Genomic DNA, 20,465 nt, shown 5'->3' on the forward strand with positions numbered 1-20,465 from the left:
GCGGTGTGAGGGGTATGTCGGAGCAGGCGTTCCTGGTGTTGACGGCGCTCGCGGAGGAGCCGTTGCACGGGTACGCGATCGTGCGGTCGGTGGAGGTCCTGTCCGAGGGGCGGGTGGTGTTGCGCGTGGGCACGCTGTACGGGGTGCTGGACCGGCTGGTCGCCGACGGGTGGGCCGAGCGGGACCGCGAGGAGGTCCACCAGGGGCGGCTGCGCCGCTACTACCGGTTGACCGACGCGGGTGTGCGGGCGTTGTCGGCGGAGGTGGCGCGGTTGTCGGCGAACGTGCGCGCGGCGTCGTCGGTGCTGCGGGCGAGGGAGGCGCGGTGAGCGGGGGAGGGGACGGCCCGCGGTCGAACCTGGAGCGCCGCTACCGGGCGCTGCTGCGCCTGCTGCCGCGCCGGTACCGGGCGGAGCGGGAGGAGGAGATGGTGGGCATCTTCCTCGCCGGCCGGGGTGACGAACTGGACCTGGAGCACGGCTGGCCGGGGTGGGGCGAGGCGGCGGCGACGGCGGCGCTGGCGGTGCGGGTGCGGTTCCGGGCGGGCGCGCCCGCCGGTGACGGCACGCGGCTGGTGGCGATGGCGGGCCTGGTCGGGCACGTGGTGCTGGCGGCGCAGGACGTGGTGTCGGCGGCGCGGTGGGGCGGCGGCTGGTGGGCGTGGTCGGCGGTGCTCGCGCTGGTGGCGTTCGCGGGCCTGCTGACGGGCCGGGTGCTGCCGGCGCGGGTGGCGGTGTCGGTGGCGGCGCTGTGGTCGGTGGCGGTGGCCGGGCAGGTGGTGGTGGCCGCGGGCGACTTCTGGCCGGTGCTGGTGCAGGCGCCGACGTGGGTGACGGCGGCGGCCGTGTGGCTGGGGTTCCACCGGGAGGCGCCGCGGCCACCCCGGGCGCGATGGCCCGCGGTGGCCGCGGTGTCGGCCGCGATCGGCGCGGCGTGGGTGTGGTTCACGCCGTTGTCCCCGGTGGCGTACGTCGGGGCGTGGCTGGTCACCACGGCTGTGGTGGTCGTGGTGCGGCCGTGGGCGGCGGCGCCGGCGCGGACCGGCTGATCAGACCTTGTCGGGCACCGGGTTGCCGGACGCGGTGATGGCCTTGCGCACCGGCACGAAGAACATCAGCGCGAACCCGATGGCGAAGAACACCACCAGCGAGATGATCGCGAGCCGGAACGACCCGGTGGCCTGCCCGACACCCGCGAACACCAGCGGCCCCAGCCACGAGGTGGACCGCTCGCCCACCTCGTAGAGGGAGAAGTATTGGGCCTCGCGGCCGGGCGGGATCATCTGCGAGAACAGCGACCGGGACAGGGCGTTGGTGCCGCCCAGGACGATGCCGATGCCCACCGCCAGCAGGTAGAACTGCACCTCCTGCCCGGCCTGCACGAAGTACGCCGCGCCGATCACCCCGATCCACACCAGCAGGCTGGCCATGATGGTGTGCTTCGCGCCCCAGCGGCTCGCCGCCCACCCGTGCAGCCGGGCGCCGGCGAACGCCACGAACTGCACGATCAGGATCGTGGTGATCAGCGCGGTCTCCTCCAGCCGCAGCTCGTCGCGCCCGTACTGGGCGGAGACGTTGGCGACGGTGGCGATGCCGTCGGTGTAGATCAGGTAGGTGCCCAGGAACGCCAGCGTCAGCGGGAACGCGCGGGCCTGCCGCACGGTCTGCCGCAGCTCCCGGAACCCGGCGGTGATCACCGACGCGCCCCGCTCGCCGCCGTGCGGCTGCTGGTGGCGCTTGAGGCGGGCCAGCGGGATCAGGGTGAACACCGCCCACCACAGACCGGACATGACGAACCCGATGCGGACGGCGGTGGTCTCGCCGATGCCCACGGCGTCGTGGCCGACGAACAACGCCAGCTGCACCGCCAGCGCCAGCCCGCCGCCGAGGTAGCCGAACGCCCAGCCGCGGGAGGACACCGCGTCGCGCTCGTCGGGGCCGGCGATCTCCGGCAGGAACGCGTAGTAGACCACGACCGACGCGCCGTAGCACATGTTGGCGAGGATGAACAGCACCACGCCCAGGTGCCAGTCGGAGCCGCCGACCAGGGCCAGCGCGGCGGTGGCGGCGGCGCCGGTGAACGCCAGCCCGCCGAGCATCCGCCGCTTGTTCTGGGTGCGGTCGGCGATCGCGCCCATCACGGGCAGCACCACGACCTGCACGACGGTCGCGACCGACAGCAGGTAGCCCCACAGCGACCCGGCGGGGAAGTGCAGCCCGAACAACGACACGTCGCACTGCTGGAGGGAGCTGTCGACGCACGCGCGCGCCCCGTTGCGGGCGGTGTCCTCCCGGGCCGCCTCCTTGGCCACGACCGTGAGGTAGCCGGAGAGGAACACGGTGATCACGGATGTGGGGAAGACCTGGTTGGCCCAGTCGTACCAGATCCATCCGCGTTGTTCCCGCTTGCGGTCGATCGCGGGTGCAGGGCTGTCGGCCACGCTCATGGGGGCGGACTGTACTTCCATTCACCCGTCCGGGTGGTGATCACCGGCAAGGTGTTGCCAATCAGCCACCCGCCCACACCCCGCGCGCCGCGAGCACGTCACGCAGCACGTCCGGCCGGTCCGTGACCAGCCCGTCCACCCCCAGGTCCAGCAGCCGCCCCATCTCCCGCGCGGCGTCCACCGTCCACACGTGCACCTCCATGCCACGCCGGTGCGCGGCACGCACGAACCGGCCGTCCACCACCGTCAACCGACCCCGCGTCACCGGCACCTGCGCGATCCGGCCCGCCACCGGCGCCCGCAACGCCGGCACCCGCCCCGCCGCCCACAGGGCCGCCGCCGACCGCGGCCCCACCGACGTCATCAGCCCCGGCCCCAGCAGCCGCCGCAACCGCGCCAGGCGCGCGTCGGAGAACGACGCCAGGCACACCCGGTCCACCGCGCCCGTCCGCCGCAGCAACGCCACCACCGGACCCACCGCCGCGTCGGACTTCACGTCCACGTTGAGCAACGCGTCCGGCAACTCCTCCAGCAGGTCCTCCAGCCGCGCCACCGGCTCCCGCCCGCCGACCTTCGCCGCCCGCACCGCCGACCACGGCTGCGCCGCCACCGGACCCGTGCCGTCGGTCGTGCGGTCCAGCACGTCGTCGTGGTGCACCACCACCACCCCGTCCGACGTGGCGTGCACGTCGGTCTCCAGGTAGCGGTAGCCCTCGGCGGCGGCGCGCCGGAACGCCGCCAGCGAGTTCTCCATGCCGGCCAGGTCGTCGAGGTGCCAACCCCGGTGGGCGTAGGCCCTCGGGTGCGGGCCGGACAGGTACGGGTGGTTCGCGGTCGTCACGCGAGGAGTCTGCCCCGGCGGCGTGGCGCTGGGATGACCGGCGGGTAGCGGGATACCGTCGCCGCCCATGGAGCTGGTGACCGGGACCGCCGCGACCCGCCGCGAGGACACCAGGCACTGCGCCTGGTGCGGACGGCGACTACCCGACAGCGGCCGCATCGGACGCCCCCGCCGGTACTGCGCCCAACCCTGCCGGCAACGCGCCTACGAACGCCGCGCCGCCGTCCAGCGCGGCGGGCTGCCCGAGGACGCGGTCGTGCTGTCCGCCGCCGAACTCGCCGACCTCCAGGACCGCCTGTTCCAGCTGCGCTGCGCCGCCGAGGACATCGCCACCGCCGCGGCCGACGGCGCCACCACCGCCGAACTCGGCCGCCTCGCCACCGAACTCGCCGACACCGCGCGCGACCTGGAACGCCTGCGCTGACACCCCCGGCCCGCCGGGGGAGCGGCCCCGGCTTGCCCGGCCCGCGCCGCCTCCACCATCATGGCCCGCGCGAGGTGCGAGGAGGGCGCGTGGACGGCAACGCCGCGTTGCACCGGGAGGTGCTCGACCGGGCCGACGTCGGATTCGGCGTCACCGACGCCCGCGGCACGCTGCGCTGGGTCAACCCCGCGCTGGCGGCCGTGCTCGGCGTCGCCACCGACCGCGCCGCCGGCCGGTCCCTGCCCGCGCTGCTGCCCGGCGTCCCCGAACGACCCCGCTCCGGGCTCGCGCTGCTCACCCCCACCGGCCACCACGCCGGGCACCGCTGGCTGGAGGTCACCTGCCGCCACCTCGGCCCCGACGGCGACCTGCTGTACCGGGTGGCCGACGTGACCGCCTGGCGCGACCGCGAACTGGAAGCCACCCACGAAGCCGACGCCCTGCGCCGCGCCCAGGTCCTCGGCCGCATGGGCACCTGGGAGTGGCACGTCGCCGACGACCGCCTCGTCTGGTCCGAAGCCCTCCTGGAGACCTTCGGGTTCCCCCCGGACACCCTCCTGGACTTCGACCGCTACGCCGAACTCGTCCACCCCGACGACCTCACCACCATCCAGGCCACCCTCGAACAGGCCATGCGCACCGGAGCCGGGTTCTCCTACACCCACCGCATGGCGGTGGCCGACCACCGCACCGAACGCTGGTTCGAGTGCTTCGGCGAGATCGACACCACCGCCGACGGCACACCCCTGCGCCTGGTGGGCACCGCCCACGACATCACCCGCGCCCGCCGCGTCCACGACGAACTGCTCGCCCTGGCCGAACAGGACCCCCTGACCGGGCTCGCCAACCGGCGCGCCGTCACCCGCGAACTCGAACAACGCCTCGGCGCCGGCGGCCACGGCGCCCTGCTGCTGCTGGACCTGGACAACTTCAAGGACGTCAACGACCTGCGCGGCCACGCCGTCGGCGACCGGCTGATGAAAACCGTCGCCGGCGCGCTGCGCTCCCGACTCGCGCCCACCCACCCCGTCGGCAGGCTCGGCGGCGACGAGTTCGCCGTCGTGCTGCCCGGCCGCACCGCCGCCGACGCCGCCCGCGTCGCCGACGACCTGCGCGCCGCCGTCGCCGCCCTCCCGCTCGTCACCGCGTCCACCCCCGTCACCGCCTCCGCCGGAGTCGCCGAGTACCGCGCGGGCGACACCTGGGAACTGGTCCTGGCCAACGCCGACCTCGCGCTCTACGCGTCCAAGTCCGCCGGCCGCGACCGCGTCACCGTCTACGAACCCGGCCACTACGCCGACACCGCCAAACGCGTCTCGGTGATGGACCGCCTCCGCCACGCCCTCGACCACGGCGGCCTCGCCCTGCACGCCATGCCCATGGTCGAACTCGCCACCGGCCGCACCCTCGGCCACGAACTGCTGCTGCGCCTGGAGGACGGCCGCGAACCCCGCCTCGGCCCCGCCGAGTTCCTCCCCGAGGCCGAGCGCTCCAACCTCGTCCACGACATCGACCGCTGGGTGCTGTCCACCGCCATCGACGCCCTCGTCCGCCACCCCCACCTCGACCTCCGGTTCAACGTCAACGTCTCCGGCCGCACCCTGGAGGACGAGGAGTTCGGCGGGTTCGTCCTCGACCGGCTCGCCACCGCCGGCGTCGCACCCGGCCGCCTCGGCCTGGAGATCACCGAAACCGCCGCCGTCACCAACCTCGACGCCGCCCGCGCCCTCGCCGTGCAGCTGCGCGGCTTCGGCTGCCGCATCACCCTCGACGACTTCGGCTCCGGCTTCGGCTCCTTCGTCCACCTCAAGCACCTGCCCATCACCGGCATCAAGATCGACGGCGAGTTCGTGCGCGGCATCGACGAACGCTCCACCGACGCCGTCCTCGTCGCCGGCATCGTCGAAATCGCCCGCGGCCTGGGCCTGTCCGCCGTCGCCGAATGGGTCGAACGCCCCGCCCAGGTCACCACCCTCACCGCCCTGGGCGTCCGCGTCGGCCAGGGCTTCCACCTCGGCCGCCCCGTCCCGCTCCCGCACATCCTCACGGAGCAGCCGATACCGCCGAACAGCGCATTGTCCGCACCACGCACCGGTACGGAGGATGGGGCGCACTCCTGATCAACCACGCCGCCGAGGGGAACACCCCGTGCCAGGACCCACCACCAGCCCCGCGCGCGGTGTGCGCCGCGTCGAGCTGAGCACCGCCGAACCCGAACCCGTCGCCGACTTCTACGCCCACCTCCTGGGCTGGGTCGTCATCGCCGAACCCGACGGGGCGTTCACCGGCTGGGTGGGGGACCGGCTCGCACTGCGCGTGCGCCCCGGCGACAGCGGCTACCGCATCGTGTTCGCCGGCCCCGAACCCCGCGACCTGCGCGACGGCGCCGCCGTCGACCAGGGCCGCGTCCTGCACGGACCCTGGGCACCCGGACCCCGCGCCGGCGAACCCTGCTGGGTCGAGTACACCGGCGACGGCGACGACTACTGGACCGGCGAACTCGGCTGGCTGCCCCACCACACCGACACCCCGTTCACCCTCTACCACGTCCCCGACGGGCAACGCCCCGTCGCCGCCCGCCGCACCGGCGAGCACACCGGGTGGCGCTGCGCCTTCGCCGTGCCCGACACCGCCAAGACCGCCGACCTCGCCGCCGACACCGGCGGACGCGTCGTCGTGCCACCCGCCGACACACCCGCCGGGCTCACCGCCACCCTCGCCGACCCCGCCGGCGCCGAGTTCACCGTCCTCCAGGACCCACCCGGCTGGGGCGGCGCCTGGCACACCACCGGACCCTGACCCCCCTCACGCCCCCAGCACCGCCACCACACCGTCCCGACCCAGACCCGCGCCGCGCGCCACCACCTCACCGAACACCACCGGACCCAACACCGCCCGCGCCCCGCCCTCCACCGCCACCACGTCCGGGTCCACCACCGCCACCGCGCCCCGCATCCCGCGCGCCGCACCCGCCAACAACGCCGCGCCCCGCGCGTCACCCTCCGCCAACGCCACCGCCGCCCGACCCTCGGCCACCCGCGCCAACACCATCGCGTTGCCCCACTCCACCGCCGACGCCAACGCCAAACCCAACGCCTCCCGCGCACCCGCCACATCACCACGCGCCAACGCCAACCGCGCCGCCGCCACCCGGATGCCCGCCCGCGTCTCCTCCGGCCCGAACCACCCCGCCGGGCACACCCGCAACGCCTCCGCCAACCACCCGGCCGCCCGCACCGGCTCCCCCCGCGACCGGCACACCTCCGCCATCCCCAACCACGCCGACGCCAACATCTCCAACGCGCCCTGCGACCGCGCCAACCCCGCCGCCCGCTCCAGATCCGCCCACGCCGCGTCGAACCCGCCACGCCACGCCGCCCACTCCGCGCGCTGCACCAACATCCCCGCCGTGTGCTCCGACGCCCCCAACACCTCCGCCAACGCCAACGCCTCGTCCAGGAACGCCAACGCCTCGTCCAACCCACCCGCCAACCGCGACAGCTCCGCCAACTGCGCCAACACCGTCGACATGCCCCACCGCTCACCCAACGCGCGGAACCCCGCCAACGCCTCCCCGTGCGCCTCCCGCGCCCGCCCCAGCTGACCCGCGTACTGGAACTGCAACCCCAAACCCAACAACGCCAACGCCCGCGACCACGGGTCCGGACCGATCAACTGCGCCCGCCGCCCGTCCAACACCGGCACGTCCACATCCGGCACCCCGAACGCCATACCCCACAACATCGTCAGGAACGGCCGCGTCGGCGGACCCGCGAAACCCTCCGGCGACTTCGCCTTCGGCGACGGCGCACCCGGCAGGTCCGGCCACCCCTCACCCATCGACGACGCCATCAACGCGCACAACAGGTACTCCTCCGCCAACCCCGCCGGCGCCACCGGACCCGCCGCCCGCACCACCTCACCCGCCACCGCCGCGCCCTCCGACCGCAACCCCCGCAGCCAGAAGTACCAACCCGCCTCCGCCACCAACCGCAACGCCAGCGCCACATCCGCCGACACCGCCCACCGCACCGCCGCCCGCACGTTCCCGTGCTCCGCGGCCAACCGCTCCAACCACACCACCTGCTCCGCCCGCAACAACCGCGGCGCGGCCTCCACCAACAACCCCAACACCCACTCCGCGTGCGCCCGCCGCAGCACCTCCTCCTCACCCGCCTCCACCAGCCGCGCCCCGCAGAACTCCCGGATCGTCTCCAACATCCGGAACCGGCCCCCCGACACCTCCACCAACGACTTCTCCACCAGCGACGGCAACACCTCGTCCACCCCCGCCACCCCGCACACCGCCTCCGCCGCCGCCAACGACACCCCGTCCGCGAACACCGTCAACCGGCGCGCCAACTCCCGCTCCCGCGCACCCAGCAACCCCCAACTCCACTCCACCACCGCGTGCAACGTCCGGTGCCGCGCCACCACCGCCCGCGACCCCCGCGACAACAACCGGAACCGGTCACCCAACCGCGCCGCCACCTCCGCCAACGGCAACGACCGCACCCGCGCCGCCGCCAACTCGATCGCCAGCGGCAACCCGTCCAACGCCCGGCAGATCTCCACCACCAACGGCCCCGACACCCCGTCCAACACGAACGACGGGTTCACCGCCACCGCGCGGTCCACGAACAACCGCACCGCGGGCGACCCCACGTCGTCCACCGGCAACGGCGGCACCGGGCGCACCACCTCACCGGTCACCCCCAACGCCTCCCGGCTCGTCGCCACCACCCGCAACCCCGGGCACGCCGCCAACAACACCCCCGCCAACACCGCCACATCCGCCACCACGTGCTCGCAGTTGTCCAACACCACCAGCACCGAGCGCTCCGCCAACGCCGCCACCAACCGGTCCACCGGCGCCGACACCACCCGCTCCCGCAACCCCAACGCCGACACCACCGCCCGCGGCACATCACCACCGGCCACCACCGACGCCAGGTCCACGAAGAACACATCACCCGGATCGGCCGCCGCCACCTCCACCGCCAACCGCGTCTTACCCGCACCACCCGGACCCAGCAGCGTCACCAACCGCGACCCCGCCAACGCCCGCACCACCGACCGCACCTCCTCCGCACGGCCCACGAAACTCGTCAACTGCGCCGGCAACACGTGCCGCGCCGCCACCCGCTCACCCCGCACCACCGCCAGGTGCGCCGCCGCCAACTCCCCACCCGGATCCGCACCCAACTCCTCCGCCAACAACCGGCGCGTCCGCTCGAACACCGCCAACGCCTCCGCGCCCCGGCCCTCCCGGTGCAACACCCGCACCAACCGCGCCACCAACCGCTCCCGCAGCGGGAACTCACCCACCAGCTCCCGCAACACCCCCACCGGAGCCACGTCGTGGTCCTCCACCGCCCGCAGCCGCAACTCCTCCCACCGTGCCGCCACCACCGACGCGAACGGCGCGTCACCCACATCACGCAACGCCGGGCCCCGCCACAACGCCAACGCCTCACCCGGCAGACCCCGCGCCAACAACTCCTCGAACCGCAACGCGTCCACCTCGGACGGATCCACCACCAACCGGTAGCCCGCGGGGGAGCGCTCCACCACCACGTCCAACACCGACCGCAACCGCGACACCAACGACTGCACCGCGTTCACCGCACCCGCCGGCGGCCGATCCCCGTACAGGGAATCCACCAGCCGATCCACCCCCACCACCCGGCCCGCGTCCACCAGCAACACCGCCAGCAACGCCCGCAGCCGCGGACCACCCACCGGGACCTCCGTCCCGTCACCGCGCCGCACCACCATCGGACCGAGCACACCGAACCTCACGCGGCCCGATTGTTCCCCACCCGACCCGCCCACCGACCCCGAACCGACGCACCCGCGACCCGTGCGGGCCGTCGTGCGTCGGGGGACGGGAGTCACCGGACCGGGTGGGACAGCCCGTGTCCGGTTTGGACCGGATCGCGGAGCCCACCCTGTCACGGGAACACGAGAGAAAGGGTGGACCTGACATGTCCGACGATCACCGCGCGCCCCGCCGAGGACTCGTGGCCGCGACCGCCGCCCTGGCCATCACGCTCACCGCAAGCGGGAGCGTGTCGGCCGCCGACACCCGCCAAGACCCGCAGCCACCGGCCGTGGGAACCGAGTTCACCTGGAAGTTCGACGCGCCCGGCACCGAACTGACCGTCCGGGACCAGAAGGCGGCGGTCGACCTCACCGGCGAAATCGGCCTCCGAGTCGAGGGCAAGAACTCCACCACCGACCCCTGGGACCTGAAGCTGAAGATCACCAAATTCGGGCTCACCGGCGAACACCACACCGAACGCCAAGGTCTGGGAGACATCTCCATCGCCCTCAGCGACGTCGACAGCACACCCGACAGCACCCTCAAGAGCGAGTCCCAGGTGCCCCTGAAACTGGAACAGGTCCTGATCCTGAAACTCAACTTGTCCATCCAGACCCCACCGGACAAGCTCGCCGAACCACTCGTGCTGACCACCAAGGACCCCGCGCGGTTGGTCGGCAAACTCACCCAGTTCCCGCCGAAAGACCAGGCGCACCAACTCGAACAACCGATCAAGCTGACGGAGAAGGGCTCCAACGACGTCGTCGCGACCATCGACAAGCTCCCCGCCAAGGTCGGCGGCAACTGACCTCCCGCGCCGCCGCACCCGGCGAACCCCCGGCGTGCGGCGGCACCGACCGCGGCGGCACCGGACGAACCCTCACACCGGCAACGGCGCCGGATCCACCACACCCACCAGACCCCCGAACAAATCACCCACCCGCGCCACCCGCGCCCGCACCTCATCCGCCGTGAACACCAACCCACCCGGCTCACGGCACCCCACCACCTCCTCCCACGACACCGGCGTCGACACCGACGGCACCTCCCGCGCCCGCAACGAATACGGCGCCACCGTCGTCTTCGCCGGGTTGTTCTGCGACCAGTCGATCAACACCCGACCCGACCGCACCGCCTTCGCCATCGACCACACCACGCGATCCGGCCACTCCCGCGCCAACCGCCGCGCCACCGCCTTCGCGTACACCGAAGGATCACCGGCAGAGGACACCCGCACCGCCGCGTACACCTGCAACCCCTTCGACCCCGACGTCTTCACCACCGGCGACAACCCGTCCGCCACCAACACCCCCCGCAACCGCTCCGCCACCCGACAGCACTCCACCACCGTCGCCGGCGGACCCGGGTCCAGGTCGAACACCACCAGGTCCGGCAACCGCCGCACCCCGTCACCACCCACCACCCACTGCGGGACGTGCAACTCCAACGCCGCCAGGTTCGCCAACCACACCAGCGTCGCCAACTCCTCCACCACCACGAACTCCGCGAACTCCGCACCCCGCGACGACCCCGGCGTCGCCACCCGCACCGTCCGCACCCACCCCGGCGCGTGCGACGGCACGTTCTTCTCGAAGAACGACGAACCCGACACCCCGTCCGGAAACCGCCGCACCGTCAACGGCCGACCCGCCACATGCGGCAACAACACCGGCGCGATCCGCGTGTAGTAATCGATCACCTCCGCCTTCGTGAACCCCACACCCGGGTACAACACCTTCCCCAGGTTCGTCAGCCGCAACCGCCGCTCACCAACCCGCACCGCCAACCGCTCCACCACCCACCCCCTCCCGCGCCACCGCCAACCACGACGACGACCGCACACCCGGCAGGTACGGCGAACCCAACCGCTTCGCCACCACACCCGCGAACCACCGCGGCACCACCCACCGCGGACCCCCCAACCCCAACCCCCGCAACTCCGGGAACAACGCCGTCACATCCCCACCCGACGACGACACCAACCGCACCCGGCCACCCTCCACCCGCACCCCGCCCCACCGGAACCCGAACTCCGCCACCCGCTCCGGCAACCCCGCCACCAGCACCGCCTCCATCGGCGCCACCCACCCCGGCAACGGCACCCGCCCCGGCCGCACCCCGCCGCCGCACCAACCGCACATCCCAGTGCAACGCCGAAGCATGGTGCTCCTGCACCACGAACACGTCATCAGCACCACGGGGGAGCGGAGCACCCTCCTCCGGCACCGGCTCCGGAGTCCGCTCCGCCGACCGCTTCCGCCGGTACTCCGCCAAACCACCCATCCCGCAACCCCTACGCGGGCTTCGCCTTCTTCTTCGGCGCCTTCCCGGCAGCCTTCCCCTTCTCCCCGGAAGCCGCCTTACCACCCGACTTCGCCTTCGCCGCCGACCCACCCCGCGCCGACCGCGCCTGCTCCACACTCCGCTCCAACGCCGTCATCAGGTCGATCACCTCACCCGGCTGCTCCGCCTCCGGCTGCTCCGGCAGCTCCGCACCCTCCGCCTTCGCCTCGATCAACCGCTGCAACGCCACCGTGTAGTCATCCGTGAACTCACCCGGGTCGAACGACCCAGCCATGCTCTCCACCAACGACGACGCCATCCGCAACTCCTGCGGACGCACCTCCACATCGGCGTCCAAGAACTCGAAATCCGGCTTCCGCACCTCGTCCGGCCACAACATCGTGTGCATCACCAACAGGTCCTCACGGGCCCGCAACATCGCCAACGTCTCCCGCTGCCGAACGGTGATCTTCACAACCGCCAACTGGCCCGACCGCTCCAACGCCGTCCGCAACAACACATACGGCCGCGTCGCCGCCTTGTCCGGCTCCAAGTAGTACGACTTCTGGAAGAAGATCGGATCGATCTCCTCCGCCGGCACGAACTCCAACACGTCGATCGCGTGATCGGTGTTGATCGGCAACTTCTCGAAGTCCTCCGCGTCCATCACCACCACCCGGCCATCGTCCAACTCATAGCCCTTGGCGATATCCGCGAACGCGACCTCCTCACCACACACCTGGCACACCCGCTTGTAGCGGATCCGCCCACCGTCCTCCCGGTGCACCTGGTGGAACCGGAAATCATGCTCCTCCGTGGCCGTGTACAACCGCACACCGATCGTCACCAACCCGAAGGAGATCGCGCCGCGCCACACGGACCTCATTCCACGTGAGTACCCGCCCACCGCCCCCACCGCACCAGCACATCACCCGAACGGGCGAGCCTCCACTACTCCTCCCGCCGCACCCGCTCCACACTCCGCCGCAACGCCGACAACAAATCCACCCCACCACCGGTCTCCTCCGGAGCCCGCGACACCGGCACACCCACCCCACCACCCGCGCGCTCCGCCACCAACCCCTCCAACGCCACCGCGTACTCGTCCGAGAACCCCGACAAATCCCACTCCGCCGTCATCGAGTTCACCAACGACACCGCCACCCGCAACTCCGCCGCCGGCGACTCCACCTCCCCGTCCAAGAACCCGAACTCCGGCTCCCGCACCTCCACCGGCCACAACAACGTCTGCAACACCAACAACCGACCCCGCGGCCGCACCACCGCCAACGACTCCCGCCGCCGGATCGCCACCTTCACCACCGCCACCCGGAACGACCGCTCCAACGCGTCCCGCAACAACCCGTACGACACCACCGCCGACCGATCCGGCTCCACGAAGAACGACCGGTCCAACAACAACGGATCCACCTGATCCGCCTGCACGAACCGCACCACCTCGATCACCCGACCCGCGGGCGACGGCAACCCCGCCAGGTCCTCCGCCTCCACCAGCACCAACCGACCGTCCGGCAGCTCGAACCCCCGCACCACCTCGGCCAGCGGCAACTCCTCACCGCACACCGAACACACCCGCCGGTGCCGAACCCGACCACCATCCGCCCGGTGCACCTGGCGGAACCGCACCCCGTGCGGACGCGTCGCCGGGAACAACCGCACCGGGAACGTCACCAACCCGAACGACACCGAACCCCGCCACACCGCCCTCATACGACCTGCGTACACCCGTGCGAACACCAACACACCCAAGTCACCCGGACGCACCCCGCCATCCGGACAGGGCCGATCGCTCAATCGCCACCCGGCAACCGCGACAACGACACGTACGTCCGGTTACCCGCCACCGCCGCACGCCGCTCCCGCGCCGTCGCCTCGATGTAGTTCTGCGACGTCGCCAGCGACGCGTGCCCCAACAACGCCATGATCTCCGACGCCGACGCACCGTCCTCCGCCAACCGCGTCGCGAACGTGTGCCGCAACGCGTGCAGATTCGCCCCCGACGGCACCCGGTCGTGCAACCCCGCCCACCGGAAGCACGACCGCACCAGGTACTCCAACCCACCCCGCCCGATCGGCTCACCGTGCCGGTCCCGCAACAACGCCGAACCCCGGTCGAACCGGCCCTGCGGGAACCGCGCGCGGCACGACTCCAGGTACTGCCCGATGATCCGGTCCATCGCCGGCTCGATCGGCACCGACCGGTCCCGGTTTCCCTTGCCCACCACGTGCAACCGCCGCTCACCCGGCCGACCCACCACCGACGCCAACGTCAACGTCCGCATCTCCGCCGACCGCAACCCCGCCACCAGGCCCAGCGCCAGCACCAGCACATCCCGCTCCGGCCACGGGTCCCGACCCTTGCGGGCGCCCTCCGCGGCGGCCGCCAGCAGCCGTTCCGGCGTGTCCTCACCCCGCAGCGGCTTCGGCACCAGGGGAGGGGTCTTCGGCCGCGCCACCGCGCCCATCGGGTTGCCCGGCACCAGGTCGTCCGCCACGCAGAACGTCAGGAACTGGTTCCACGTCGACCAGGCGCGCAACACCGAACTCTTCGCGTGCGTGTCGGCGAACACCCCGAACGCGGCCCGCAGGTTGGCCGCCGTCAGGTGCCCGATCTCCAACGACTCCGGGGGAGTGGAGCACACCTCGGCCAGCAGTGCGGTCACACCCGCGAGGTCGCGCCGGTAGGCCGCCGTCGTGTGCGGGGAGTCCTTGCGGGGTCGGCGGGCGAGGAAGAACGAGGCCTGAGCGTCGAGAACACGCATTGGATCTTCATACCGCACCCCACCGACAACACCCGGTCGACACCCGGTGTTTGATGGATAATCGCCATTATCCATCAAACGGCGGTCCGGGGGCAGCGCCTGGCGGGAGGGGCGTTCCGGCGTCCTGGGCGCACATCCGGGCCGTTCGTCCGTTCGGGGCATTCCGGTGACACGACCTGCCGGAGGCCGTCCGCCGGGGGATGCGGCCCCGTGCTGGCGCCCTCCAGCGCGCTTTGCCTGCCGGGTCGGGTCTGCGTGCGTGCTGCGCCGTGTCGCCGCGTGCCGAACGGCTCGGCCGGCGCGCCGGGTGAACAGCGCGTGTTGCGACGCGACGCGTGTCAGCGGCCGGCCGAGCCGCCGGACGGCGTGCGGTGATCGTCCCGCCACACCGCCCTAGATACGTCACGTGACGTTTCTCTGCCCTGCTCGGCGGCTCGATCCGCAATGCCGATAATCGACATTATGTTAAGTAGAACGTTCGGAGGTCGGCGGACCAGTCTCGAACCACTGCCCCGCGCCGCACTCACCCGAACCGCGTCACTGCGGGCAACCCGAGCTTCACCACCGGCCGGACACGACCGTGCCGATCACCGCTCGGTGCGCTCAAGCCCGTCCCGCGGCTCGGGTGAGTGCGGGCGGCGGGCCGGGTGTGGCGGCTCCGGTTCGAGGTGTTCGCGCACGCGTTGGTGCATCGACTTCTCCCCCACGGCTCTCAGTGCGAGTTCGACGAGTGTGCTGAGGGGGTACGGGAGTTCGGCGTCGAGTTGGCGGGCGGCGGCGGTGGTGGCGTTCCACTCGGCGTGGATGGTGGGCAGGAGCGCCCGGGTGCGGTCGGTGAGGTGGACGATGCGTTGGCGGGCGTCATCCCCCGGTCGGAGGTCGACCAGGCCGTCCCGCTTCATCTGGTTGACGGTCTGGCTGACGGCGGAGTGGGTGATGCCGATGGTGGTGGCCAGGTCGCGGATGGACTGGGGTCCGCGGGCGTCGACGATGCGGACGACGGGCGCGTAGCGGGGTCGGAATTCGGGGAGTCCGAGGTCGGCGTAGACGCGGGTGATGTCGGCGTCGAGCTGGTCGTGCAGGTGTCGCAGGCGGGTGCCGAGGTAGTCGCTGGTGGGGTGGTCGGCCACTCCCCTAATCTAACAGCGCTGTTGGGGTTGGGAGGGGGCTGGGGTGTACCCGGAGATCGAGCCGTACGAGCAGGGTGAGTTGGACGTCGGTGACGGCAACCTCGTGCACTGGGAGGTGTGCGGCAACCCGGACGGGAAGCCGGTGGTGTGCCTGCACGGTGGTCCGGGCACGGGCCTGTCCCCCGGCACCCGGCGGTTGTTCGACCCGGAGGCGTACCGGGTGGTGTCGTTCGACCAGCGCGGGACGGGGCGCAGCACACCGCACGCGGCGGATCACGGCACGGACCTGTCGGTGAACACGACGGCGCACCTGGTGCGTGACATCGAGGCGTTGCGGGAGCACCTGGGTGTCGAGCGGTGGATGGTGTTGGGCGGGTCGTGGGGTTGCACGTTGGGTTTGCACTACGCGCAGTTGTTCCCGGAGCGGGTGACGGAGTTCGTGGCGGTGGCGGTGACGTCGAGCCGGCACGAGGAGATCGAGTGGCTGTACCACGGGTTGGGCCGGTTCTTCCCGGAGCAGTGGAACCGGTTCCGGGAGGGTGCGCCGGCGGGGTCGTCGGATCTGGTGGCGGCGTACGACGTGTTGTTGAACGACCCGGATCCGGCGGTGCGGGCGAGGGCGGCGGACGACTGGTGCGCGTGGGAGGCGTCGATCCTGTCGTTGGACCCGGATTTCGACCCGGGGCCGCGGTGGGCCGATCCGCGGTGGCGGTTGGGGTTCGCGCGGGTGGCGGCGCATTACTTCGCGCATCGGGCGTGGTTGGCCGATGGGCGGATTGTGGCGGACATGCACCGGGTGCGCGGTATTCCGGCGGTGTTGGTGCACGGCCGGTTGGACATGCAGGGTCCGTTGTGGACGGCGTGGGAGATCGACCGGGCGTGGCCGGACGCGGAGCTGGTGGTGGTGGAGGTCGCGTCGCACGCGGTGCAGGACGCGGGGATGGCGGAGGCGGTGGTGGCGGCGACGCGGCGGTTCGCGCGTCGGCGGTGAGCGGTCAGGCGGGTCGCCAGATGTGGGTGGTGCGCAGGTCGGTGCCTTCGAGGTGGTGGGGCACGGGTACCTGGTAGGTGGCGATGCGGGTGAGGCCGGTGCGGGGTCGGTGCGCGCGTTGGGGGTCGCCGACGAGGACGAGTGCGCCGCGGTCGTGCGCGCGGCGGAGGAAGGGCAGGACGCGGGCGGCCATGTCGCGGTCGTAGAAGACGTCTCCGGCGAGGACGACGTCGGTGTCGGGGGTGGTGTCGAGCAGGTCGCCGAGGTGGGTGTGGACGGTGACGTGGTTGGTCTCGGCGTTGCGCGCGGCGGCGGTGGTGGCGTGGGGGTCGATGTCGTTGGCGGTGACGGTGCGGGCTCCGGTGCGTGCGGCGGCGATGGCGACGAGGCCGGAGCCGGTGGCGAGGTCGAGGACGGTGCGGCCGGCGGTGAGGTGGGGGTGGTCGAGGAGGTGGCGGGCGAGGGCTTGGCCGCCTGCCCAGGGGAAGGCCCAGAAGGGTGGTTCGGGGCTGCCGGTGGTTTCCCAGAGGGCGGTGATGTCGGTGGCGGTGTGCAGCCGGATCTCGGGTGCGAGCGGGACGGGTTCGGGTGTGGTGTGGCGGTCGGGCACGGGTCAGGCGGCGCCGGGTCGGCTGAGGTCGTCGTCGAGGTGGCGGCAGAGGGTGTCGAGGCTGAGGCCGACGGCGGTGGCGAGGGCGGCGACGGTGAAGAAGGCGGGTGTGGGCACGCGGCCGCGTTCGATCTTGCGGAGGGTTTCGACGGAGATGCCGGCGGCGGTGGCGATCTGGACCATGCTGCGGTCGCCGCGGGCGTGGCGGAGGGCTTCGCCGAGGCGTTCGCCGCGGGCGCGGTCGGACTGGGTGAGGGGTGGGCGCACCATGGTGTGATAGTAATACCGGTATAACTATCACGGTTGGGAGTATGTGGTGATCGAGCTGAAATCGCCCGGCGAGCTGGACGCGATGCGCGCGGCCGGTCTGGTCGTGGCCGACGCGTTGGCGGCGGTCCGGGCGCACGCCCGGGTCGGGGTGTCGCTGCTGGAGCTGGACGAGGTGGCGGCGGAGGTGATCCGCGGCGCGGGCGCGGGCTCGTCGTTCCTGGGGTACCGCCCGTCGTTCGCGCCGACGCCGTTCCCGGGGTACATCTGCGCGTCGGTGAACGACGCGATCGTGCACGGCATCCCGACGGGTTACCGGTTGCGCGACGGCGACCTGGTGAGCATCGACTGCGGCGCGCACCTCGACGGGTGGCACGGCGATTCGGCGATCAGCTTCGTCGTGGGTGTGGCGCGGCCGGCGGACCTGGCGCTGGTCGAGACGACCGAGCGGGCGTTGGCGGCGGGGATCGCGGCGGCCGTGCCGGGCGCGCGGATGGGCGACGTGTCGGCGGCGATCGGGCGGATCGGGCGTGCGGCGGGGTACGGGATGCCGGAGGACTTCGGGGGTCACGGGATCGGGCGGGCGATGCACGAGTCCCCCGGTGTGCCCAACGACGGCCGGCCGGGTCGGGGTCTGCGGTTGCGGGCGGGGATGGCGCTGGCGATCGAGCCGATGTTCCACGCGGGCGGGCGCGACGCCTACCGGGTGGCCGAGGACGGGTGGACGCTGGTCACCGTCGACGGCGGTCGCGCCGCGCACGCGGAGCACTCCGTGGCGGTCACCGACGACGGTCCGCGCGTGCTGACCGCGCCCCGGGTGCCCGCCGGGGTGTGAGGGTCACTGGCCGCCGGCGACGCGCAGCACCGCGCCGGTGGTGAAGGACGCGTCGTCGCCGAGCAGCCAGGCGATGGCGGCGGCGATCTCGTCGGGTTGCCCGGCGCGGCGCAGCGGGATGGCGGGTGCGACGCGGTCGGGGCGGTCGGGGATGCCGGACAGCTCGTGGATGGCGGTGTGGACGGTGCCGGAGGCGACGGCGTTGACGCGGATGCCGCGTGGGCCGAGTTCCTTGGCCAGGCCGATGGTCATGGCGTCCACGGCGGCTTTGCTCGCGGCGTAGTGGACGTACTCGCCGGGGCTGCCGAGGGTGGCGGCGGCCGAGGAGACGGCGACGATCGCGCCTCCCCCGGTGAGGTCGCGGGCGGCGCGGCGGGCGCAGAGCAGGGCGCCCAGGACGTTGACGTCGAGCACGCGGCGCAGGTCGGCGACGTCGGTGTCGGCGAGCGGGCCGACGGGGCTGGTGATGCCGGCGTTGATCACGACGCCGGTGACCCGGCCGAGTCCGGCGGCGGTGTCGAACAGGGTGTCGACGTCGCGGGGCGAGGACACGTCGGCGCGCACGGCGGTGCCGCCGACCTCGCGGGCCAGGGCGTGGGCTTCGTCGTCGGCGGCGCGGTAGCCGATCACGACGTGGTGCCCGGCGGCGGCGAGGCGGCGGGTGGTGGCCGCGCCGATGCCGCGGCTGCCGCCGGTCACGACGGTGAGCCGGGGTGGGTTCTCGATCGTCATGCCGGGGAATCTAGCCGGGGGTCCGCGTGGGGGGCGGCGTGCGAGTTTCATTCGAGATTTCCCGCAGATCGCCGGGTGACGATGGGAGCCGCACAGACCCGGGACGGGCAGTGGAGCACCACCGGGTCGCCACACCAGGGGGTTTTCAGGATGGGTATCCAGGTATCCGGGCGTGCCGTGGTCGGCGGCGTCGTCACGTTGGGCTCGGCGATCCTGCTGAGCTTGGCCGTGGCCGCTCCGGCGCTCGCCGCGACCACCGACGTCAACACGGCGCGGAACTACGCGGGGGCCCGGTACGACAGCTCGATCGACACGTTCACGGTTTGGGACAACGGCCCGAACTACCGTTCCGACGACGGCACCAGCGCGCGGCTGAAGGTCACGAAGAAGAACACGTCCCTGACGTTCACCAAGACCCACGAGTGGCGGGCCGGGGTGAACGGGCAGAGCCGGAACTTCGTGCTGCCGAACACCTTCGGGTCGGGTGACGAGATCTCGATCCAGATCTGCTCGCTCAACTCCAGCGGGGGGACGCTGGAGTGCAGGACCGGGACGGCGTGGGTGTAGGCGCGTCCACGGGGGCCGATCCGACCGGTGGCGCGCCGGGCGGGTCGGCCCCCGCCGTCTGCCCGGACCCGGCCGGCGCGCGTTCGGTCGACGGCGTCGTGGTCCCGGGTCCGCGTCGGCCCGGACCGGGCGAAATCCGTTCAGCCGGGGCCGGTGCGATTGGGGTCATCGCCCCGCCGCGAGCATCCCGGCGCCCCGTTCGTCGCGGGCGCGGTGGCGGTGGCGGGCGACCTGTTCGCGGTTGGCGCAGCGGGCGGTGCAGTAGCGGCGGCGGGCGTTGCGGGAGGTGTCGACGTAGACCACGGCGCAGCCGGGGCGGGCGCAGTGGCCGAGGCGGGCGGGGTCCTCGCACACCAGGTGTGCCAGGCCGGCGGCGGTGAAGGCCCGGACGCGTTCGACGGTGGGCGCGGTCTCGGGGGCGAAGTGCAGGTGTGGTGGCCGGTCGTCGTGCACGGAGATGTAGGGGCGGGCGGCTGTCTCGGCGAGCAGGACGTTGACGTGCGCGACGCGGTCGACCTCGCCGGTGAACACGGGTGCGAGTCGTCGTGCCCAGGACGTCAGCTCGGCCGCGTGGGTGTCGGTGAGCACGCCTACGGGGCGGTAACCCTGGGCGCGCAGCAGTGCGGCCAGGTCGGCGGCGGTGCTGCGGGGGTCGGCGTTGACCAGGGCGGCGGCGAGTTCCGCCGCCGCGCCGCCGTAAGGGTTGAAATGCACTGACCCATGACACCACGC

22 protein-coding genes are annotated in these 20,465 nt (G+C 72.7%); 9 read left to right on the forward strand and 13 right to left on the reverse strand.

Annotated features, from left to right (window positions below):
- Positions 1-14: 14 nt before the first annotated feature.
- Both KZQ38_RS33360 and KZQ38_RS33365 read left to right on the forward strand, forming a co-directional pair.
- The gene (locus KZQ38_RS33360) at positions 15-329 is read left to right on the forward strand and encodes a PadR family transcriptional regulator (protein ID WP_219448062.1); all 315 of its coding nucleotides are present in this window, start codon (positions 15-17) and stop codon (positions 327-329) included.
- Entirely contained in the window at positions 326-1,048 is a 723-nt protein-coding gene (locus KZQ38_RS33365; protein WP_219447998.1) for a hypothetical protein, read from the forward strand. The genes KZQ38_RS33360 and KZQ38_RS33365 overlap by 4 nt, the downstream gene beginning before the upstream one ends.
- Here KZQ38_RS33365 and KZQ38_RS33370 read toward each other — a convergent pair whose 3' ends face one another.
- Together KZQ38_RS33370 and KZQ38_RS33375 are read right to left on the reverse strand one after the other, a co-directional pair.
- Positions 1,049-2,446 (reverse strand): MFS transporter, encoded by a 1,398-nt coding sequence (locus KZQ38_RS33370; protein ID WP_219447999.1) that lies wholly within the window; start codon positions 2,444-2,446, stop codon positions 1,049-1,051. It lies immediately after the preceding gene.
- Between the two features lie 61 nt (positions 2,447-2,507).
- Positions 2,508-3,287 (reverse strand): glycerophosphodiester phosphodiesterase family protein, encoded by a 780-nt coding sequence (locus KZQ38_RS33375; protein ID WP_308258719.1) that lies wholly within the window; start codon positions 3,285-3,287, stop codon positions 2,508-2,510.
- Positions 3,288-3,354: 67 nt separating this feature from the next.
- Between KZQ38_RS33375 and KZQ38_RS33380 the strand changes: the two genes are divergently transcribed.
- From KZQ38_RS33380 to KZQ38_RS33390, 3 genes are all read left to right on the forward strand, one after another.
- Positions 3,355-3,711, forward strand: a complete 357-nt coding sequence (locus tag KZQ38_RS33380) for a hypothetical protein (protein WP_219448001.1) — start codon at positions 3,355-3,357, stop codon at positions 3,709-3,711.
- An 89-nt stretch (positions 3,712-3,800) separates the two neighbouring features.
- The gene (locus tag KZQ38_RS33385) at positions 3,801-5,831 is read left to right on the forward strand and encodes a putative bifunctional diguanylate cyclase/phosphodiesterase (RefSeq protein ID WP_308258720.1); all 2,031 of its coding nucleotides are present in this window, start codon (positions 3,801-3,803) and stop codon (positions 5,829-5,831) included.
- Between the two features lie 28 nt (positions 5,832-5,859).
- Positions 5,860-6,510, forward strand: coding sequence for a VOC family protein (locus KZQ38_RS33390; RefSeq protein WP_219448002.1), 651 nt, complete (start codon positions 5,860-5,862; stop codon positions 6,508-6,510).
- Positions 6,511-6,516: 6 nt separating this feature from the next.
- Here the strand turns inward: KZQ38_RS33390 and KZQ38_RS33395 are convergent, their stop codons facing one another.
- Entirely contained in the window at positions 6,517-9,513 is a 2,997-nt protein-coding gene (locus KZQ38_RS33395; protein WP_219448003.1) for an AfsR/SARP family transcriptional regulator, read from the reverse strand.
- Positions 9,514-9,734: 221 nt separating this feature from the next.
- Between KZQ38_RS33395 and KZQ38_RS33400 the strand changes: the two genes are divergently transcribed.
- Positions 9,735-10,343, forward strand: coding sequence for a hypothetical protein (locus KZQ38_RS33400; protein WP_219448004.1), 609 nt, complete (start codon positions 9,735-9,737; stop codon positions 10,341-10,343).
- A gap of 72 nt (positions 10,344-10,415) precedes the next feature.
- Here KZQ38_RS33400 and ligD read toward each other — a convergent pair whose 3' ends face one another.
- The 6 genes from ligD to KZQ38_RS33430 all read right to left on the reverse strand — a co-directional run bounded on the left by ligD (position 10,416) and on the right by KZQ38_RS33430 (position 15,731).
- Positions 10,416-11,333 (reverse strand): non-homologous end-joining DNA ligase, encoded by a 918-nt coding sequence (ligD, locus tag KZQ38_RS33405; RefSeq protein ID WP_308258721.1) that lies wholly within the window; start codon positions 11,331-11,333, stop codon positions 10,416-10,418.
- Positions 11,302-11,610, reverse strand: coding sequence for a DNA ligase-like domain-containing protein (locus KZQ38_RS33410; protein WP_219448005.1), 309 nt, complete (start codon positions 11,608-11,610; stop codon positions 11,302-11,304). The genes ligD and KZQ38_RS33410 overlap by 32 nt, the downstream gene beginning before the upstream one ends.
- A 218-nt stretch (positions 11,611-11,828) precedes the next feature.
- Complete coding sequence (gene ku / locus KZQ38_RS33415) at positions 11,829-12,704, reverse strand: non-homologous end joining protein Ku (protein ID WP_219448006.1); 876 nt, start codon at positions 12,702-12,704, stop codon at positions 11,829-11,831.
- 65 nt (positions 12,705-12,769) lie between these two features.
- The gene (gene ku, locus KZQ38_RS33420) at positions 12,770-13,549 is read right to left on the reverse strand and encodes a non-homologous end joining protein Ku (protein ID WP_219448007.1); all 780 of its coding nucleotides are present in this window, start codon (positions 13,547-13,549) and stop codon (positions 12,770-12,772) included.
- An 80-nt stretch (positions 13,550-13,629) separates the two neighbouring features.
- Positions 13,630-14,619 carry a tyrosine-type recombinase/integrase gene (locus KZQ38_RS33425; protein WP_219448008.1) on the reverse strand — a complete coding sequence of 330 codons (990 nt, stop codon included), beginning with the start codon at positions 14,617-14,619 and terminating at the stop codon, positions 13,630-13,632.
- 569 nt (positions 14,620-15,188) lie between these two features.
- Complete coding sequence (locus KZQ38_RS33430; RefSeq protein WP_308258722.1) at positions 15,189-15,731, reverse strand: MarR family winged helix-turn-helix transcriptional regulator; 543 nt, start codon at positions 15,729-15,731, stop codon at positions 15,189-15,191.
- Positions 15,732-15,774: 43 nt separating this feature from the next.
- Here KZQ38_RS33430 and pip point away from each other — a divergent pair, with 43 nt between their 5' ends.
- The gene (gene pip / locus KZQ38_RS33435; RefSeq protein ID WP_219448009.1) at positions 15,775-16,722 is read left to right on the forward strand and encodes a prolyl aminopeptidase; all 948 of its coding nucleotides are present in this window, start codon (positions 15,775-15,777) and stop codon (positions 16,720-16,722) included.
- A 4-nt stretch (positions 16,723-16,726) separates the two neighbouring features.
- Here the strand turns inward: pip and KZQ38_RS33440 are convergent, their stop codons facing one another.
- Positions 16,727-17,332, reverse strand: a complete 606-nt coding sequence (locus KZQ38_RS33440) for a class I SAM-dependent methyltransferase (protein WP_219448010.1) — start codon at positions 17,330-17,332, stop codon at positions 16,727-16,729.
- A 3-nt stretch (positions 17,333-17,335) separates the two neighbouring features.
- Positions 17,336-17,602, reverse strand: a complete 267-nt coding sequence (locus tag KZQ38_RS33445) for a helix-turn-helix domain-containing protein (RefSeq protein ID WP_219448011.1) — start codon at positions 17,600-17,602, stop codon at positions 17,336-17,338.
- Positions 17,603-17,648: 46 nt separating this feature from the next.
- Here KZQ38_RS33445 and map point away from each other — a divergent pair, with 46 nt between their 5' ends.
- Positions 17,649-18,434, forward strand: coding sequence for a type I methionyl aminopeptidase (gene map / locus KZQ38_RS33450; RefSeq protein ID WP_219448012.1), 786 nt, complete (start codon positions 17,649-17,651; stop codon positions 18,432-18,434).
- 3 nt (positions 18,435-18,437) lie between these two features.
- Here map and KZQ38_RS33455 read toward each other — a convergent pair whose 3' ends face one another.
- Positions 18,438-19,166, reverse strand: a complete 729-nt coding sequence (locus tag KZQ38_RS33455; protein ID WP_219448013.1) for an SDR family oxidoreductase — start codon at positions 19,164-19,166, stop codon at positions 18,438-18,440.
- Between the two features lie 150 nt (positions 19,167-19,316).
- Here KZQ38_RS33455 and KZQ38_RS33460 point away from each other — a divergent pair, with 150 nt between their 5' ends.
- Entirely contained in the window at positions 19,317-19,733 is a 417-nt protein-coding gene (locus tag KZQ38_RS33460; RefSeq protein ID WP_219448014.1) for a hypothetical protein, read from the forward strand.
- Between the two features lie 165 nt (positions 19,734-19,898).
- On the opposite strand, the gene KZQ38_RS33465 is transcribed toward KZQ38_RS33460, so the two are convergent.
- Positions 19,899-20,447: a CGNR zinc finger domain-containing protein gene (locus tag KZQ38_RS33465; protein ID WP_219448015.1), complete on the reverse strand. Its 549-nt coding sequence runs from the start codon at positions 20,445-20,447 to the stop codon at positions 19,899-19,901.
- Between the last annotated feature and the right edge of the window lie 18 nt (positions 20,448-20,465).

Origin of the sequence: Saccharothrix obliqua, from assembly GCF_019375475.1 — a bacterium.
Classification (GTDB): Bacteria; Actinomycetota; Actinomycetes; order Mycobacteriales; family Pseudonocardiaceae; genus Actinosynnema; species Actinosynnema obliqua.

Coding starts and splice junctions, on each gene's coding strand:
- KZQ38_RS33360 (WP_219448062.1), top strand. CDS start 15: ATGTCGGAGCAGGCGTTCCTGGTGTTGACGGCGCTCGCGGAGGAGCCG.
- KZQ38_RS33370 (WP_219447999.1), bottom strand. CDS start 2,446: ATGAGCGTGGCCGACAGCCCTGCACCCGCGATCGACCGCAAGCGGGAA.
- KZQ38_RS33380 (WP_219448001.1), top strand. CDS start 3,355: ATGGAGCTGGTGACCGGGACCGCCGCGACCCGCCGCGAGGACACCAGG.
- KZQ38_RS33410 (WP_219448005.1), bottom strand. CDS start 11,610: ATGGAGGCGGTGCTGGTGGCGGGGTTGCCGGAGCGGGTGGCGGAGTTC.
- ku (WP_219448006.1), bottom strand. CDS start 12,704: ATGAGGTCCGTGTGGCGCGGCGCGATCTCCTTCGGGTTGGTGACGATC.
- ku (WP_219448007.1), bottom strand. CDS start 13,549: ATGAGGGCGGTGTGGCGGGGTTCGGTGTCGTTCGGGTTGGTGACGTTC.
- KZQ38_RS33445 (WP_219448011.1), bottom strand. CDS start 17,602: ATGGTGCGCCCACCCCTCACCCAGTCCGACCGCGCCCGCGGCGAACGC.
- KZQ38_RS33455 (WP_219448013.1), bottom strand. CDS start 19,166: ATGACGATCGAGAACCCACCCCGGCTCACCGTCGTGACCGGCGGCAGC.
- KZQ38_RS33460 (WP_219448014.1), top strand. CDS start 19,317: ATGGGTATCCAGGTATCCGGGCGTGCCGTGGTCGGCGGCGTCGTCACG.